Origin of the sequence: Streptomyces sp. NPDC001339 (genome assembly GCF_042895955.1) — a bacterium.
Classification (GTDB): Bacteria; Actinomycetota; Actinomycetes; order Streptomycetales; family Streptomycetaceae; genus Streptomyces.
In genome coordinates this window covers 44187-60721 of sequence record NZ_JBIAWT010000005.1, presented here as the reverse complement: position 1 = coordinate 60721, position 16535 = coordinate 44187, and the positions used below count along the sequence as shown (strand labels likewise).

Here is a 16535-nt window from a genome sequence, read left to right as displayed (position 1 = left end):
CTGACGGATCTCCCCACGGAGAATGTGACACGACGGCCCCGGGCGCCCGGCCCCGCGGTGCCCGGGGCCGCAGGGCCACCCGTGATCACGCCTTGGGCGCGACCTTGCTCAGCCCGTTGATGATCCGGTCCATCGCGTCGCCGCCCGTGGGGTCGGTGAGGTTGGCCAGCATCTTGAGGGTGAAGCGCATCAACAGCGGGTGGGTCAGGCCACGCTGGGTGGCGATCTGCATGACCTTGGGGCTGCCGATGAGCTTCACGAAGGCACGGCCGAGCGAGTAGTAGCCGCCGTAGGTGTCCTTGAGGACCTTCGGGTAGCGCTGAAGGGCCAGCTCACGCTGGGCGTACGTGGCGCGGGCGTGCGCCTGGACGATGACCTCGGCGGCAATCGCACCGGACTCCATGGCGTACGCGATGCCCTCGCCGTTGAACGGGTTGACCAGGCCGCCCGCGTCGCCGACCAGCAGCAGCCCGCGTGTGTAGTGCGGCTGGCGGTTGAAGGCCATGGGCAGCGCCGCGCCGCGGATCGGACCGGTCATGTTCTCCGGTGTGTAGCCCCAGTCGGCGGGCATCGAGGCACACCACGCCTTGAGGATCTCCCGCCAGTCCAGCTCCCGGAAGGCCGCCGAGGTGTTGAGCACCCCCAGGCCGACGTTGCTCGTACCGTCGCCCATGCCGAAGATCCACCCGTAGCCGGGCAGCAGCCGGTCCTGGGCACCGCGGCGGTCCCACAGCTCCAGCCAGGACTCCAGGTAGTCGTCGTCGTGCCGGGGCGAGGTGAAGTACGTACGGACGGCCACGCCCATGGGACGGTCCTCGCGCCGGTGCAGGCCCATGGCCAGCGACAGCCGGGTGGAGTTGCCGTCGGCGGCGACGACGAGCGGCGCGTGGAAAGTGACCGGCGTCTTCTCCTCACCGAGCTTGGCCTGCACGCCCGTGATGCGGCCGGTCAACTCGTTGACGAGGGGCGCGCCGACGTTGCAGCGCTCGTAGAGGCGGGCGCCCGCCTTCTGGGCCTGCCGCGCCAGCTGCTCGTCGAAGTCGTCGCGCCTGCGGACGAGTCCGTAGTCCGGGAACGAGGCCAGCTCCGGCCAGTCCAGCTGCAGCCGGGAGCCGCCGCCGATGATCCGCAGCCCCTTGTTGCGCAGCCAGCCCGCCTCCTCCGAGATGTCGATACCCATCGCGACCAGCTGCTTGACGGCGCGCGGCGTCAGACCGTCACCGCAGACCTTCTCGCGCGGGAACGCCGTCTTCTCCAGAAGGAGCACGTCCAGACCGGACTTGGCGAGGTGGTAGGCCGTGGCCGAGCCGGCGGGACCGGCCCCGACGACGATCACGTCCGCGGTGTACTCCGAGCGGGCTGTGGTCACGGAATCGGTCACGGACGCGAACTCGGACTCGGACGCGGACTCGGACTCGGTCACGGCGAAGTCTCCCGGAAGTCGATAGAAGTCGATACCCGGATACCTGGGCTACCTGGACTACCTGGGATACGTAGATACCTAGATACCTGGGCATCCGGGTGCCGACCGGCACTGGGCACCCGCAGTCTATGGGGGCCTCGGTCGCGCAGAACCCGAAGGGTTGTCCGGCTTGGCGTACGGGTGCTTCAGGCGCTTCGGGCGCTTCGGGCGCGGGGAACGGCCGACGGCGTACGACCGGACTGTGGTGAGCCCGGTGTGCGGACCCAACGCACCGATGACAGCGGAAAGCGGAAGCACAGCAGCGCAACACCTCCGCCGACAACGGCGAACCGAGGGCAAACCAAAGGCGAACCGAGAATGCCTCATTCGCGCCCAGCGCATCGCCCCGTGCCTGCCTACTGTGGGAGCCGCTCGGTCGTGGTCGTGCTGCGTGGTGCGGAGGGTGGAGGCGGCATGCGGGAGTCCTACGCGGTGGGTGCGAGGGGTGCCAGGGGTTCGGGGGCCCGGGCAGGACGCGGGGAACTGACGGTGGGAGTGGAGGAGGAGTTCATCCTGGCGGACCCGGTGACCCGCGAGGCGGTGCTCACGGCGAACGGCGTGGTGGAGACGGCCGACCGACTGGCGGGGCACGGGCAGGTGGTGGCCGAGTTGGCGCTGGGGCAGGTGGAGACCGTCGGCGGGGTGTGCTCCGACGCACGGCAGCTGTACGGAGAGGTCACACGATTACGCCGGTGTGCCGCCCGAGCCGCACGCGAGGCCGGCTACCTGCTGGTAGCCTGCGGCACGGCGCCGCTGGGCGATCCCGGGCCGCCACCGGTCGTGGACAGCCGGCGCAATCACGCGATCACCGCCCAGTTCCGGGCTCTGGTGGACCAGCAGTGCGCCAATGCCTGTCATGTGCACGTGGGAGTGCCGGATCCGGAAGAGGCCGTCCAGGTGATCAACCACCTGCGGCCGTGGACACCGCTCCTGCTGTCCCTGACCGCGAACTCCCCCTTCTGCCTCGGCCGCGACACCGGCCACGCCAGCTGGCGGGCGATGCTGTGGGGCCGCTGGCCGACCGCTGCCCCGCCCCCGTACCTGCGCTCGGTGGACCACTACGAGCAGGTCGTCTCCGCGCTGGTGGACAGCGGGGCGGCGATGGATCCGGCCATGGTGTACTGGTCCGTCCGCCCCTCCCGGCACGTGCCCACCGTCGAGATCAGGGTCGCCGACGTCCTACCCAGCGCCGAGGACACCGTCGCCTACGCCCTGCTGGTCCGCGCCCTGGTCGCCACGGCGCTGACGAAGATACGCAAAGGCGAACCGGCCCCGCCGGTGGAGGACACCGTCCTGCGCGCGGCAGCCTGGCGCGCCGCCCGTGACGGGATGTCAGGCCGGGCCCTGGCCGTACCGCTGCCCGGCCCGCCCAGGACCGTCCCGGCCTGGTATCTGGCCACGGCCCTGGTGATGCGCGTCCAGGGGCACCTGCACACCGCCGGCGACTTCGACACGGTCCGGCGCTGGCTGTCGCGCCTGCAAGAACACGGCACGGGCGCCGCACGACAACGCGCCGTGTACCAGCGCACCGAACGCCTGGAAAACGTGGTCGACGCCCTGGCCGTCCCCCTCCACGAGGGCCTCGACCACGGCCACGACCATGACCACGACTCCGGCCCCGGCCACGACTCCGGCCCCGGGGATCGGACCTACGACACCGCCCAGCCCAGCTGACACCCCAAGCAAGCCCAAAGCCCCCCGAGACGCCCCAAGCCCATCAACCGTCGACCATCACGACCGCCGGCCATCGGACCGCCGGGCCGTCATCCGTCATCCATTGATGGTCTTGTCGTCATCCGTCAGCCGGCTTCGTCCCCCGGTGCAGCGCCACGATCCCGCCCGTCAGATTGCGCCAGGCGACCTTGGTCCAGCCCACGCCCTGCAGCCGGGCGGCGAGTTCGGGCTGGTTGGGCCAGGTACGGATGGACTCGGCAAGGTAGACGTACGCGTCCGGGTTGCTGCTGACCGCGCGGGCGACCGGCGGCAGCGCGCGCATCAGGTACTCGGTGTAGACGGTCCGGAACGGCGCCCAGGTCGGCTCGCTGAACTCGCAGATCACCAACCGGCCGCCGGGCTTGGTGACCCGGTACAGCTCGGCCAGCGCGGCATCGGTGTCCTGGATGTTGCGCAGCCCGAAGGAGATGGTGACGGCGTCGAACACCCCGTCCGCGAACGGCAGCCGGGTCCCGTCCCCAGCGGTGAACGGCAGCCAGGGGTGCCGCTTCTTGCCCTCCGCGAGCATGCCGACGGAGAAGTCGCACGGCACGACGTACGCACCGGCCCTGGCGAACGGCAGCGAGGAGGTGCCGGTGCCGGCCGCGAGGTCGAGCACCCGCTCGGCGGGCCGTGCGGCCACCGCGCGGTCCACTTCCTTGCGCCACAGTCGCGCCTGCCCCAGGGAGAGCACGTCGTTGGTGAGGTCGTACCGCGCCGCCACGTCGTCAAACATCGCGGCGACTTCGTGCGGCTGCTTGTCCAGGGATGCTCGGGTCACCCGGCCATTGTCCACCGTGCCCCGGACGGCACCCGCACCGGGCGCGCCCCCGGCCCCCGAGCTGGTCGCGCCAGTCCTCAAGCTGTTCGGGTGCTGGTGCTGGTGGCTGGTGCTGGTCGGGGACGGCCGGGATGCCCCCCCTCAGAACATCCCGGCGGTCCAGCGGTGCGTACTGCTGCCTGCATCTGCGTACTGCTGCGTACTGCATCGCGAGCGGCCAGGCGTCCGGCCGTCCCCGCGCCATCGATCCTGCCGACCCGAATCCGCCACTCCGCTTGCGTTGACACCGCCCTGACGCGCAAGGGGAGCGCGCTGACGGCTTCTTGACGTTCTTGACGGGGCAGACCGGGGCGGGACGACGGGCGGGGTTTGGTCTGGGGCGGGGGGCGACGGGCCGGGTTCGGCCTGGGGCGGGGGTTGGTCTTGGGGGTTCGGGTCTTGAGGCCCGGTCCGCGGGCTCCGGGATCCTGAAAGCGCTGGGGTGTTAGGCGTTGGGGTGTTAGGCGCTGAGGGTGGGGGTGGGGGGTCGGGTGGATGTGGATGTGGATGCTGTCGGGCCTTGCGTGCTGCCTCCTTCGTTACTACGGCAACGATTACGGAGAGTTATTTATTCCTGCGTCGTTACATTGAGTGACGGGAGGGCGGAAGGGTGACGTGACTACCGGCGGTGGACCAGGCGGCCGGCGAGGACGGTGGCGAGGGCGGTGCCGTCGTCAGCGAAGACGGCGAAGGTGGCCACGCCGCCAGGGGTCAGGGTGCGCGGGCCGGGACCGGGACCGGACAGCACGTCGAGGCCGGAACGCTGGACGGCCGTACGGATCGCGGGGCGGGTGAACGGGCCGGTCAGCGCTGTCGTCCCGGACGCCAGCAGCCGCTGCAGGCCCCGGCGGGCGCTGGCACCCCAGCGGATCTCGGTCATGTCGAGGGCCGCGAGCGCCTCGCCCGTGATCGGCTCACTGCCGAGTTCATCAGCCTCGCGCGGGTCGGGATGGTAGGCGGCTTCCAGGAACGCCGCACCGTCCGGTTCGTAGCGGCCGGGGGTCAGCACCCCGTCCCACTCGCGGAGGCGAGCCCGCCCCCGATGCGTGGGGGGACCCTCATGAGCAGGCAGGTCGTCCAGGCCGTACGTCGCCGCCAGTTCCTCGTACGGGCCGATGGCGGCGAGCCGGGCGCCGTCGACGACGACCGCATGCCCGGCGTCCAGCGGGCCATCATGCACCCGCCGGACTCCCCGTACCCGGTGAATCGTCAGCACGACCGCTCAGCCACCGTTTCCGCTACTCAGTCAGACGGCGCGGCATTCCTGCCAGTCACCGTTTACGGGGAATCAGCTGCTTACGAGGAATCAGCTGCTCAGCCGGCGTTTCCGCTACTTGGCCTCGACGATCTGCAACTCCGGATGGGCCGTACCGCCCTCGATGGCCGTGGAGGAGAGGTGCGAGACGACCTTGTCGTCGACCGGGTCGTCGGCCGGGTCGTCGTGCACGACCAGGTGCTCGTACGTCGTGGTGCGCTGCGCCGGAACCCGGCCCGCCTTGCGGATCAGGTCGATGATCTCCATACGGTTGGAGCGGTGCCTGGCGCCGGCCGAGGAGACCACGTTCTCCTCCAGCATGATCGAGCCGAGGTCGTCCGCGCCGTAGTGGAGCGACAGCTGGCCGATCTCCTTGCCGGTGGTGAGCCACGACCCCTGAATGTGCGCGACGTTGTCGAGGAAGACCCGGGCGATGGCGATCATGCGCAGGTACTCGAAGAGCGTGGCCTGCGTCCGGCCCTTCAGGTGGTTGTTCTCCGGCTGGTAGGTGTACGGGATGAAGGCGCGGAAGCCGCCCGTACGGTCCTGGACGTCACGGATCATGCGGAGGTGCTCGATCCGCTCGGCGTTGGTCTCGCCCGTGCCCATGAGCATGGTGGAGGTGGATTCGACGCCCAGTTTGTGGGCCACCTCCATGATCTCCAGCCAGCGCTCGCCGGACTCCTTCAGCGGCGCGATGGCCTTGCGGGGGCGGGCCGGGAGGAGTTCGGCGCCGGCGCCCGCGAAGGAGTCGAGACCCGCCGCGTGGATCCGCTGGATCGCCTCCTCGACCGACACCTTGGAGATCCGGGCCATGTGCTCGACCTCGGACGCGCCGAGGGAGTGGATGACCAGCTGCGGGAATTCCTTCTTGATGGCGGCGAAGTGCTTCTCGTAGTACTCGACGCCGTAGTCCGGGTGGTGGCCGCCCTGGAACATGATCTGGGTGCCGCCCAGTTCGACGGTCTCCGCGCAGCGGCGCAGGATGTCGTCGAGGTCGCGGGTCCAGCCCTTCGCGGTGTCCTTCGGCGGGGCGTAGAAGGCGCAGAACTTGCAGGCCGTCACGCACACGTTGGTGTAGTTGATGTTGCGCTCGATGATGTACGTGGCGATGTGGTCGACACCGGCGTAACGGCGGCGGCGTACGGCGTCGGCAGCCTGGCCCAGCGCGTGCAGCGGCGCGGAACGGTACAGGTCGAGGGCTTCCTGCGGCGTGATGCGGCCGCCCTGCGCAGCGCGGTCGAGTACGGACTGGAGGTCGGCGTTCTCGGTCACCGGGCGTCCCTTTCGCAGGCGGGCATCACAACTCGACCAGCGTACGTCAGGGGTCTGACAGCCTCGTTGGGGGCCGTGCCATGGCTCCGCGGCGGCCGGACGGTCCGCGTGATTCCCCAGACGGTCCGCGTGATTTCCCGGACGGTCCGCGTGATTCCGGTGCCCCATGTCATGCCGGTGACCCATGTCATGTGCCATGTCGGTGACCTACGTCATGCGTCATGGCGGTGACCCATGTCATGCCGGGCCGCCGAAACCGCCGTCCCGCTTTCCGCATCAAACAGGGAGCAACACGACCCAAAGACGTGCCCCAAAGACGTGACCCACAACGACGCGCCCCCAGATGACGCCGCCCGAGTCGACGAGCTCCACCTCGACGAGGCGAAGAGTACGGGGCCCGCCCGCCGCGGTCAGCCGAACTCGACCATCTGCCCCCGGAGAGAGCCCGTGCCGCAGCCCGCGCCCCTGACCGTGCGCCCGCCCGTGCCGCAGCCCACGGCCCCTCCCACGCCCCCTCATCCCGCGCGTCGCCGCAGGTCGAGGCTGCGGGCACGGCTCGTCGCCGTGATCGTCACGGCCCTGGGGATCGGTCTGTTCCCCGTCATCAAATACGGGGACGTCTTCCCTGACACCAGCACCCCGATGTCGTTCGGCGGCCTGCCGACGGCCGGAGTACGGCCGGACGGCCCGCAGGCGCGGTTCCTCACGGCCGACACCCTCGCGGACGGCACCAAGATCGGCGTCACCACGCTCCGCGGGAAGAAGTCCGGCTTCACCGGCAAGGTGTGGGCCTGGGCGCCTCCGGAGTACTACGAGGAGCGCTACCGCAACAGTGCGTTCCCGGTACTGATCGCGCTGCCCGGCAGCTACGGCTACCCGCTCAACTACTGGATGCGTCCCCAGCTCGGGCTGGAGAGCGCCGTCACCGACCTGGCGGCGCTGGGCCGCGGCAAGCCGTTCATCCTCGTCATGCCGCAGCTCAATCCGGAGAAGCGTTACCATGACGGCAGCGACATACCGGGCCGGCCGAAGATCGGCACCTGGCTGTCCGACGACGTTCCCGACCTGGTCAGGGCGACTTTCCGGACGTTCGACACCCGCGATGGATGGGCCCTCATGGGGTCCTCGTCCGGCGGCTTCGTCGCTCTCAAGCAGGCACTGCAGCATCCGGACCGCTTCCGGGCGGTGATCGCCAGCGGCCCGGACACCCGTCCGGACTCCCCGCTCTGGCGCGGCCACGAGAAGGAGCGGCGCGCGAACGACCCCGAGCGCCTCGCCGCGCACCTGTCCGCCCGTCCCGACGCGCCGCCCGTCCTCCTCCAGTTCCAGATAGGTACGCAGGAACGCGGCCGCCCCAAACTGGAGCAGTTCATCCGCCGGTACGCCAAGGGCCCGATCACCGCCGATCTGCACGTCATCCAGGGCGGCGGCCACAACGCCAAGAGCTACGTCCGCGGTATGCGGGACGCGAGCCTGGAGGCGATCAGCAAGGTACTGCGCGGCCCGACACCGAAGAGCTGAGCGACCGCGAGCCGAGCAAGGCGCCGAGCCGAGCAGGCGCTGGTCCGGGCCGGTCCGGGCCAGTGCGGGCCGGTCCGGGCCAGTGCGGGCCGGTCCGGGCCAGTGCGGGCCGGTCCGGGCCAGTGCGGGCCGGTCCGGGCCAGTGCGGGCCGGTCCGAGCCGCTCCGAGGGCGCCCGCCCCTACGCCCGCCCCAGCAGCTCGACGCGCACATCCGCCGGGAACCCGGTCGTCGGCCCGACGCGCCGGGCGAACTCCGTCACGCCCCGCAGCTGCTCGGCACCGAAGCGGAAGTCCAGCGTGGTGAAGTACCGCTCCAGCACGGACTCATCGAAGGCCTCCCAGCGAGCGGCCTGCTCGGCGACCTTGGTGACCTCCTCCAGCGACAGGTCACGCGAGGCCAGGAAGGCCTCGTGCACCTTCTGCACCGTGGCCGGCTCGCGCGCCAGGTACTCACGCCGGGTGGCCCATACGGCGAAGACGAACGGCAGCCCCGTCCAGTCCTTCCACATCTGCCCGAGGTCGTGCACCTCCAGGCCGAGCCGCGGTCCGTCGTGCAGATTGGCGCGCAGCGCGGCGTCACCGATCAGCACCGCCGCGTCCGCCTCCTGCATCATCAGGCCGAGGTCCGGCGGGCAGGTGTAGTAGTCGGGCCGTACGCCGATCTTCTCGGCCAGCAGCAGCTGCGCCAGTCGTACGGAGGTCCGCGAGGTCGAGCCGAGGGCGACCCGGGCGCCGTCCAGCTGCTCCAGCGGCTTCTGGGAGACGATCACGCAGGACATCACCGGCCCGTCGCAGCCGACGGCGAGATCCGGGAAGGCGACGAGGTCGTCGGCGGCGCGCAGGAACTCGACGAGCGTGACCGGCGCGACATCGAGTTCCCCGCGGATCAGCTGTTCGCTGAGCTTCTCCGGCGTGTCCTTGGTGAGGTCCAGATCGAGCAGGGTGCCCGTACGGGCCAGGCCCCAGTAGAGGGGCAGGCAGTTCAGGAACTGGATGTGGCCCACCCGCGGCCGGCTGCGACGGGGGCGGGCGTCGGCGCCGGGTTCTGCGGGTGCGTCTCCGAAGGTTGAATTGTCCACATGCGGAGGCTAGACCCGCCGCGCTTCGCGGGGTGCGCCGGGGGGCAACGTATGGACGTTAGTGCTGACGGTTAAACGTGATCTTTGGCTCTTCCGCGTCGCGAGTACACCGTGCTAGGCTCAGCGCAAGTTGCAGTTTGGTTTCCCTTGCAGTACAGAGCCTGCGGAGCATGTGACCCGCAGGCTTTTGTAGTTTTCAGACTTGTTTGCAGGTTCTGGAGCAGGGCAACCCTTTGGCCCAAGGAGGGCTTATGGCTACCGGAACCGTCAAGTGGTTCAACGCTGAAAAGGGCTTCGGCTTCATCGCCCAGGACGGCGGCGGCCCGGATGTCTTCGTCCACTACTCCGCGATCAACGCCTCCGGCTTCCGTTCTCTTGAGGAGAACCAGCAGGTGACCTTCGACGTCACGCAGGGTCCGAAGGGCCCGCAGGCCGAGAACGTCACTCCCGCGGCCTGATCGCGCAGAGCTGAGTTGCCCGACCGGAAATGAGTTCCGGTCGCTCCATGCAGTACCCAAGGAGCCCTGCTCCGCCATTCGGCGCCGAGCGGGGCTCCTGCCTTTTGTCGCACCCCTCCCTTTTCGTCGGCGCGGCGCACACGTACGCCGACAGCGACTTCCCACCGACGGCGACTTCATGAACATTTACCGTCGGCCGCATTACGCCCCGCGAAACGCAGGCCGGGCAATTCCTGGACGATGAGTGAGCGTGTCGGGTTGCTTACGTAGATCACGCACCTGACCGGAACCGACCGGCCGCCCACTTTTCCGTCCGCTGTCCGTAGCCGTACGTGGGTATCCGTACGGCGTCGTTGAGTACGGCGGCGGATACGGGAGCGCCGACGGTTCCCTAGCGTTCACAGTGGGCCGGACCCGGGCGGACGCCATCAGGCCGACCTGGCACCCGCCCGATCCCCGCCCCGCCCTGTCCCACCCTGCCCCGCCCTGTTCACCTCCGCCCCGCTTTGCTCCGCACTGCCTGCCTGCCTGCCTGCCTGCCTGCCTGCCTGCCAAAGCGATCACGGAAAGTGGTCACATCGCGACTTGCTGCGGCCTACCGTGGGCAGAATGAGCGAGCACTTGCCACCGGAGAAGCTCTGCCCCGACTGCGGAGGCAGAGGCACCGTGGACTGGGAGACGCCGGCCGGTGACGAGGTCACCACACAGTGCTCCGGATGCGGTGGCACCGGAACGGTCCTGGCGTGAAAGGCACAAGAGACACAACAGAGGTAAGAGTCGGAAGAGCCGGAAGAGCTGAAAGAGCCGGAAGAGGAGGCAGAGGCGACGTGGCGGCGTTGAGCAGGAACGGGAAGCCGGTCGGCCTGGATGCGCAGTACGTCGGCAAACTGCCGTGCTCCACCTGCGGAATACGGTCGATGAAGCTGCCCGGCCGACAGGGCGGGGTCTGCATTCCCTGCTATGCGGAGGAGTGCGTGGCCATGGGGCGACGGGGGGCGACGGCCGGCGCCTGGGTGACCGCGATGTTCGTGGGTGATCCGTGTCTGGCATGCGGCTCGCGGGCCGTGGACGCCAACGGCTGGGCTTTCTGGTGCAATTCGTGTGAGCTACAGACGGCGGTGGCCCTGCCGCCGCGCTAGAGGGCATAGAGGGCAGTGGGGCCCGATCCAGGGCAGCGGGGCCCGATCTCCCCGAAAGGTCCCCGAGCCTCCCCGATCCTCTCCCCCGGCGGCGCAACTCGCCCCTGATGCCGGGCAGTTGCCCTGCGCAACCCGACACCCTTCCGGGCTGCGCCGCGTCACGCTCGACGCACCGGGCACGCGAGGTCCAGCGGTCCGGGACTTTCGCCTCTGGGCGCGGAGGCGAAAGTAGTCCTTACGGGCGAGTCAGAAGGAGGCGATATCGACCATTTTTCCGATGTGTCCGGTATTTGGGAGAAATAGCGTGAAGGGCATCGGGTTGACGCACCACGAGGACGCACAACGAGAAGGGTTACGCGCCAATGAGCAAGATCACCCGCACCTCCCACGCCTCCCACACTGCCCGCCCCCCTCGCCCCTCCCGCTCCCACTCCCGCCGCATCTCCGTACGTGCCGCCGTCGCCACCGCCATCCTCGTCGGGACCCTGGCGATCCCGACGACGACCGCGATGGCCGCAGGGCCGACCGGTGCCCATGCCGTCGGCAAAGAGAGCAAGCAAAAAGAGAGCAAGCCAGAGGAGACGGTGCGTCGGAGCGACGGCCTCCGGACCGACGTCGTGCGTCAGACCTCCTGCGCCGGCCTCATCTTCGCCGACGCCCGGGAGCGGCACCGTATCCGCGCACACCACAAGGAGACGCACGGCGCGAAGGCGAAGAAGCTGCACGCCGGCCGGCGGGTCACCGCCGTGGAACAGAAGCCGGCCGCGCAGATAGCCGACGACCGCGAGGAGCGGAACGGGACCCACGCGGTCCTGATCACCGGCGGAGGCGGGGCGGCGGCCGCTGCGGTGGCCGGCGGCAGTGCGCTCGCCGTCGCCTACTGCGGCAGCAGCCAGCGGTAGAGCCGCCCCGGAGCCCGCCAGGGCCGATCAGCACCCACCAGAGCCCCGTCAGCCCGTCAGAGCCCGTCAGAGCCGCAGAGCCCGTCAGTCGAGGATGCCGGGCACACCGGCCACGCCGGGCGGACCCTCCCCACCGGAGGTGCCGCCCGGCGTCCAGCGTTCGCTGCCCATCAGGTGCCCGAGGCCGGTCCAGGCGAAGTTCATCATCGTGGCGGCGGCGTCCTTCGCCGACGGGTGCACCCGTTCACCCGAAGGCCCCTCGTCCGTACGGATGTTGACCCACTCGGCGAGCGATTCGGCGGCACCGACCAGGGCGTGTGCCAGGCCCGCCACCTCGCGTTCGGCCAGCTCACCGGCGCAGCCCGCCTCCTTGGCGGCCATGCCGATCAGGTCCGTGACGAATGCGGCGATCTCCGCCCGCATGACGGCCACTTCGCGTGCGAACGGCTCGCCATGCGTCCGGGCCTGCTGGTGCAGTACGGCCCAGCCGTCCGGGTTCTGCGCGGTGTGTGCGAAGAAGCCCCACAGGCCGCTCCACAGCTGGCGGTCGGCCGTCGCCCCCGGCTCGACGGCGGCCGCCACGGCCGCCACCAGCGCCGCCCGCTCCCGTCGGATCACCGCGCTGAAGAGTTCTTCCTTCGAATGCAGGTAGAGGTAGACCAGCGGCTTGGAGACCCCGGCCATCTCGGCGATCTCGTCCATCGAGGCCGCCCGGTAACCGCGCCGGGCGAACGTCAGCACCGCGGCATCGAGCATCTGCCGCTCCCGGACGGCGCGCGGTACCCGCTTGCTCTTCACAGCTTCCACCCTGAACAGCCCTCCATCCCCGCCCTGTTACCGACGAGTAAGTTTACGATCTCCGCCCCCGCCGCCCGCCGCTCTCACTCCTTGGCATGATCGCCTCCGTGGCGAGGCGATACGGCGCATCTCGTCGGCTTGTCATGGGGCGGCATGCTGGCCCAGATGGTGCTCGCCGACCACCCCGACCGACTGATCAGCGCCACCCTCAGGGGCACCTGCGCCCTCAGCGCCACCCCCTGTACCCGCCCGGGCGGCAGCACCGTCCCGGTCGGCGAACTCCCTGGTATCGCGCCCGAGGTCCTGGAGATGTGGGCCCGCCCGGTCGAGGACCACGGCCGGGCGGCGGAGGCGGAGCGGCGGGTCGAACACTGGCGGGTACTCGCCGGTGGTCAACTGCCCTTCGACGACGCGCACTTCCGTATGCCGGGGCAGCGGATCACCGAGCGCACGGGGCAACGACGGCGCCCCCGCAGCCGGTGTGCAGTGGCTGCGGGGGCGCCGTACGGCGGACCGGACCCGGACGCCGGGTCAGCTCGCGGTGGCCGCGGCGGGGGCGGCAGGGACGGCCGCGGGCGCCGGCTCGGCGGACGCGCGGCTGTCGCTGTTGCCGCTGCCGTTGCCGATGCCGTTGCTTCCGCTGGTGCCGTCGCTGTCACTGTCGCCGACGCGGATGCTGCCGGCGCGGGCGTACGCCTCGCGGTCCAGGATCTTCTCCTTGGCGGAGACCAGGATCGGGATGACCGACTGTCCGGCGACGTTCGTGGCCGTCCGCATCATGTCCACGATCGGGTCGATGGCCATCAGCAGACCGACGCCCTCCAGGGGCAGGCCCAGGGTGGAGAGGGTCAGGGTCAGCATGACCGTCGCGCCGGTCAGGCCGGCGGTGGCGGCCGAGCCGATGACCGAGACGAACGCGATCAGGACGTAGTCGGCGATGCTGAGGGGGACATCGAAGATCTGGGCGATGAAGATCGCGGCGATCGCCGGGTAGATCGAGGCGCAGCCGTCCATCTTGGTCGTCGAGCCGAACGGCACCGCGAAGGAGGCGTATTCGCGCGGCACACCGAGGCGCTCGGTGACCTGCTGGGTGACCGGCATGGTGCCGACCGACGAGCGGGAGACGAACGCCAGCTGGATGGCGGGCCAGGCGCCCTTGAAGAACTTCAGGGGGCTGACCTTGCCGACGGTCGACAGCAGCAGCGGGTAGACGCCGAACATCACCAGCGCGCAGCCGACGTAGATGTCGACGGTGAAGGTCGCGTACTTGCCGATGAGGTTCCAGCCGTACGTCGCGATGGCGTTGCCGATGAGGCCGACGGTGCCGATCGGGGCGAGGCGGATGACCCACCACAGCGCCTTCTGCAGCAGTTCGAGAGCCGAGCGGCTGATCTTGAGGACCGGTTCGGCCTTCTCGCCGAGCTGCAGTGCGGCGATACCGGCGACCGCCGCCATGAAGACGATCTGCAGGACGTTCAGCTCGGTGAACGGTGTGATGACGTCCTTGGGGACGATGCCGGTGAGGAAGTCGATCCAGGAGCCGGTGTGTGCGGGGAGCTTGCCGTCCTTGGGCGTCAGGCCGGTGCCCGCGCCGGGGTTGGTGAGCAGGCCGATCGCCAGGCCGATCGCGACGGCGATCAGCGAGGTGACCATGAACCACAGCAGGGTGCGGGTGGCGAGCCGGGCGGCGTTGTTGACCTGCCGCAGGTTGGTGATCGACACCAGGATCGCGAAGAACACCAGCGGGGCCACGGCCAGCTTCAGCAGCTGGACGAAGAGATCGCCGATGTGCTGCAGCGTGGTGGTGAGCCAGCTGATGTCACCGCTCTTGGCGATCCCGCCCAGGACCACGCCGAGTACGAGACCGGCGAGGATCTGGGCCCAGAAGGGGATGCTGGATATTCGGGAGGACTTGGGGGCCTGAGGGGGCTGGGGAGCCTGGGTGGCTCGCGGGGTCTGGGCGGACTCGGTGGTCTCGGCAGACGTGGACAACGGACACACTCCGGGGACAGGGAAGACGTCGGGACGTCGGGAATCGGCGTGGATGAGCGCCAGGAGGTCCGTACTTCAGACAGGATCTCCGGCCACTGCGTGAGGTCGGTCAGCGGCGGCGACAGGCCGCGGACATACAGCGGCAAAGATCGACGTGCAGGCGCGCCACGAGCGGAACGCTCATGGGGGACGGGGGCGCGGCTGCGGTCTTCATGACAAGCACGTTAACACTTGAACTTTGAGGATCCCAAAGAAAATCTTTGGGATCTGTGTGGGGACCCAGGGGGCCTCGGGGAGAGCAGTCCCGAACAAAGCCCCCAACAAGCCCCGGACCATGCGAAAGGCGCCCGGCACCGTGGGATCTGTCCACGGCGCCGGGCGCCTGCGAAGTGTGCGGCGGCTGCGGCTGTGACGCGTCTTACAGCGCGTCCGCTGACAGCGCGTTCGCCTACGGCCCGCCCTCCTGCCTCGCCTTACAGCCCGCCTTCCTGGCTCTGGCTCGTCCTACAGCCCGTCTTCCTGGCTCGCGTTGGCGGCGATCCGGGCACGCTGGCGGTCGACCTTGGCGACGATCTGCTCGGACATCGCGTCCCGCTGCTTGCGCAGCAGCACAAAGCTGAGCGGCGCGGAGATCACGATGGCGAGCAGCAGCATCCAGATGGTGTTGGACGCGCCCACGCCGAGCGGAATGACGTGGAAGTAGGCCAGCACCCACACCACCGCGAAGCAGGCGATGAACAGGCCGATGCGAAGGGCGGTGTAGCGGAGTGTGGCGAACTTGTGGCTGCTCACGGCGGGGACCTTTTTCTCAACGGCAACCGAAAGGGTCGCCTTCCAGTCAAGCACAGCCCCCGGGGCGATCTTCCGGGCCCCGGGACGCGTCCGGACCGACCGGCTCGGAGACCGTCTCAGACGCGCATCGGCTGAGGCGACTCGCGCCGCTCGGAATCCGGGCCCGGGTACTCGCGGATGACCTCGTAACGCGTGTTGCGCTCGACCGGGCGGAAGCCGGCGTCACGGATCAGCTCCAGCAGATCCTCACGGCTGAGCTTGTTCGGCGTACCGAAGTTGTCCGCGTCATGCGTGATCTTGTACTCGACGACCGAGCCGTCCATGTCGTCCGCGCCGTGCTGCAGCGCGAGCTGGGTGGTCTGCACACCGTGCATCACCCAGAAGCACTTGACGTGCGGGACGTTGTCGAAGAGGAGGCGGGAGACCGCGAAGACCTTCAGCGCCTCGGCGCCGGTGGCCATGCTCGTACGCGCCTGAAGGCGGTTGCGGACTTTGCCGTCCTTCATGTCCACGAAGTCGTGCTGGTAGCGCAGCGGGATGAAGACGTGGAAGCCGCCGGTCTCGTCCTGGAGTTCGCGCAGCCGCAGGACATGGTCGACGCGGTGGCGGGGCTCCTCGATGTGCCCGTACAGCATCGTGCACGGACCCTTGAGGCCCTTCTCGTGGGCGAGGCGGTGGATGCGCGACCAGTCCTCCCAGTGGGTGTCGTGGTCGACGATGTGCTGGCGGACCTCCCAGTCGAAGATCTCCGCGCCGCCGCCGGTCAGCGATTCGAGACCGGCGTCGATCAGCTCGTCGAGGATCTCGGAGGCGGGAAGCCCGGAGATCTTCTCGAAGTGCTGGATCTCGGTGGCGGTGAACGCCTTCAGGGAGACGTTCGGCAGCGCCTCCTTGAGGGCCTTCAGCGACCGGGGGTAGTAGCGCCAGGGCAGCGTGGGGTGGAGCCCGTTGACGATGTGCAGCTCGGTGAGGTTGTCGCTCTCCATGGCCTTGGCGAGGCGGACGGCCTCCTCGATGCGCATGGTGTACGCGTCCTTCTCGCCCGGCTTGCGCTGGAACGAGCAGTAGGCGCACGACGCGGTGCACACATTGGTCATGTTGAGGTGGCGGTTGACGTTGAAGTGGACGACGTCGCCGTTCTTGCGGGTGCGCACCTCGTGGGCGAGGCCGCCGAGCCATGCCAGGTCGTCGGACTCGTACAGGGCGATGCCGTCCTCGCGGGTCAGCCGCTCCCCGGCGTGGACCTTCGCCTCCAGCTCGCGCTTGAGGCCCACATCCATCGACGCAGCCATCCGGTCGCCTCCCAGTCTCTGCCGTGCTCCGTGCCG

Annotated in this window: 16 protein-coding genes; 6 read left to right on the top strand and 10 right to left on the bottom strand. The window is 69.5% G+C overall.

Annotation, left to right across the window (positions count from 1 at the left end; all coding sequences use genetic code 11):
• Window positions 1-85: 85 nt before the first annotated feature.
• Window positions 86-1381, bottom strand: coding sequence for a geranylgeranyl reductase family protein (locus tag ACFY12_RS15625; protein ID WP_390716795.1), 1296 nt, complete (start codon window positions 1379-1381; stop codon window positions 86-88).
• 495 nt (window positions 1382-1876) lie between these two features.
• Between ACFY12_RS15625 and ACFY12_RS15620 the strand changes: the two genes are divergently transcribed.
• Window positions 1877-3136, top strand: a complete 1260-nt coding sequence (locus ACFY12_RS15620) for a glutamate--cysteine ligase (RefSeq protein WP_390716335.1) — start codon at window positions 1877-1879, stop codon at window positions 3134-3136.
• 118 nt (window positions 3137-3254) lie between these two features.
• On the opposite strand, the gene ACFY12_RS15615 is transcribed toward ACFY12_RS15620, so the two are convergent.
• The 3 genes from ACFY12_RS15615 to mqnC form a co-directional block, all read right to left on the bottom strand.
• Window positions 3255-3956, bottom strand: coding sequence for a demethylmenaquinone methyltransferase (locus tag ACFY12_RS15615; protein ID WP_390716334.1), 702 nt, complete (start codon window positions 3954-3956; stop codon window positions 3255-3257).
• A gap of 658 nt (window positions 3957-4614) precedes the next feature.
• The gene (locus ACFY12_RS15610; protein ID WP_390716333.1) at window positions 4615-5211 is read right to left on the bottom strand and encodes a hypothetical protein; all 597 of its coding nucleotides are present in this window, start codon (window positions 5209-5211) and stop codon (window positions 4615-4617) included.
• Window positions 5212-5325: 114 nt separating this feature from the next.
• Complete coding sequence (mqnC, locus tag ACFY12_RS15605; protein WP_390716332.1) at window positions 5326-6525, bottom strand: cyclic dehypoxanthinyl futalosine synthase; 1200 nt, start codon at window positions 6523-6525, stop codon at window positions 5326-5328.
• A 318-nt stretch (window positions 6526-6843) separates the two neighbouring features.
• Here mqnC and ACFY12_RS15600 point away from each other — a divergent pair, with 318 nt between their 5' ends.
• The gene (locus ACFY12_RS15600; RefSeq protein WP_390716331.1) at window positions 6844-8046 is read left to right on the top strand and encodes an alpha/beta hydrolase; all 1203 of its coding nucleotides are present in this window, start codon (window positions 6844-6846) and stop codon (window positions 8044-8046) included.
• Window positions 8047-8226: 180 nt separating this feature from the next.
• On the opposite strand, the gene ACFY12_RS15595 is transcribed toward ACFY12_RS15600, so the two are convergent.
• Entirely contained in the window at window positions 8227-9126 is a 900-nt protein-coding gene (locus ACFY12_RS15595; RefSeq protein WP_390716330.1) for a menaquinone biosynthetic enzyme MqnA/MqnD family protein, read from the bottom strand.
• Window positions 9127-9377: 251 nt separating this feature from the next.
• Between ACFY12_RS15595 and ACFY12_RS15590 the strand changes: the two genes are divergently transcribed.
• From ACFY12_RS15590 to ACFY12_RS15575, 4 genes are all read left to right on the top strand, one after another.
• A complete protein-coding gene (locus tag ACFY12_RS15590) occupies window positions 9378-9584 on the top strand; it encodes a cold-shock protein (protein WP_390716329.1) in 207 nt (68 codons plus the stop codon).
• 609 nt (window positions 9585-10193) lie between these two features.
• Window positions 10194-10331, top strand: coding sequence for a hypothetical protein (locus ACFY12_RS15585; protein WP_390716328.1), 138 nt, complete (start codon window positions 10194-10196; stop codon window positions 10329-10331).
• Between the two features lie 80 nt (window positions 10332-10411).
• Entirely contained in the window at window positions 10412-10723 is a 312-nt protein-coding gene (locus ACFY12_RS15580; RefSeq protein ID WP_390716327.1) for a hypothetical protein, read from the top strand.
• Window positions 10724-11085: 362 nt separating this feature from the next.
• Window positions 11086-11625 carry a hypothetical protein gene (locus ACFY12_RS15575; protein ID WP_390716326.1) on the top strand — a complete coding sequence of 180 codons (540 nt, stop codon included), beginning with the start codon at window positions 11086-11088 and terminating at the stop codon, window positions 11623-11625.
• 84 nt (window positions 11626-11709) lie between these two features.
• On the opposite strand, the gene ACFY12_RS15570 is transcribed toward ACFY12_RS15575, so the two are convergent.
• From ACFY12_RS15570 to mqnE, 5 genes are all read right to left on the bottom strand, one after another.
• A complete protein-coding gene (locus tag ACFY12_RS15570) occupies window positions 11710-12432 on the bottom strand; it encodes a TetR/AcrR family transcriptional regulator (protein WP_390716325.1) in 723 nt (240 codons plus the stop codon).
• A gap of 132 nt (window positions 12433-12564) precedes the next feature.
• Window positions 12565-12840, bottom strand: a complete 276-nt coding sequence (locus ACFY12_RS15565; RefSeq protein WP_390716324.1) for a hypothetical protein — start codon at window positions 12838-12840, stop codon at window positions 12565-12567.
• A 114-nt stretch (window positions 12841-12954) separates the two neighbouring features.
• Complete coding sequence (locus ACFY12_RS15560; protein ID WP_390716323.1) at window positions 12955-14415, bottom strand: dicarboxylate/amino acid:cation symporter; 1461 nt, start codon at window positions 14413-14415, stop codon at window positions 12955-12957.
• A 504-nt stretch (window positions 14416-14919) separates the two neighbouring features.
• Entirely contained in the window at window positions 14920-15207 is a 288-nt protein-coding gene (locus ACFY12_RS15555) for a DUF4229 domain-containing protein (protein ID WP_390716322.1), read from the bottom strand.
• Between the two features lie 116 nt (window positions 15208-15323).
• Window positions 15324-16487 (bottom strand): aminofutalosine synthase MqnE, encoded by a 1164-nt coding sequence (gene mqnE / locus ACFY12_RS15550; protein WP_390716794.1) that lies wholly within the window; start codon window positions 16485-16487, stop codon window positions 15324-15326.
• Between the last annotated feature and the right edge of the window lie 48 nt (window positions 16488-16535).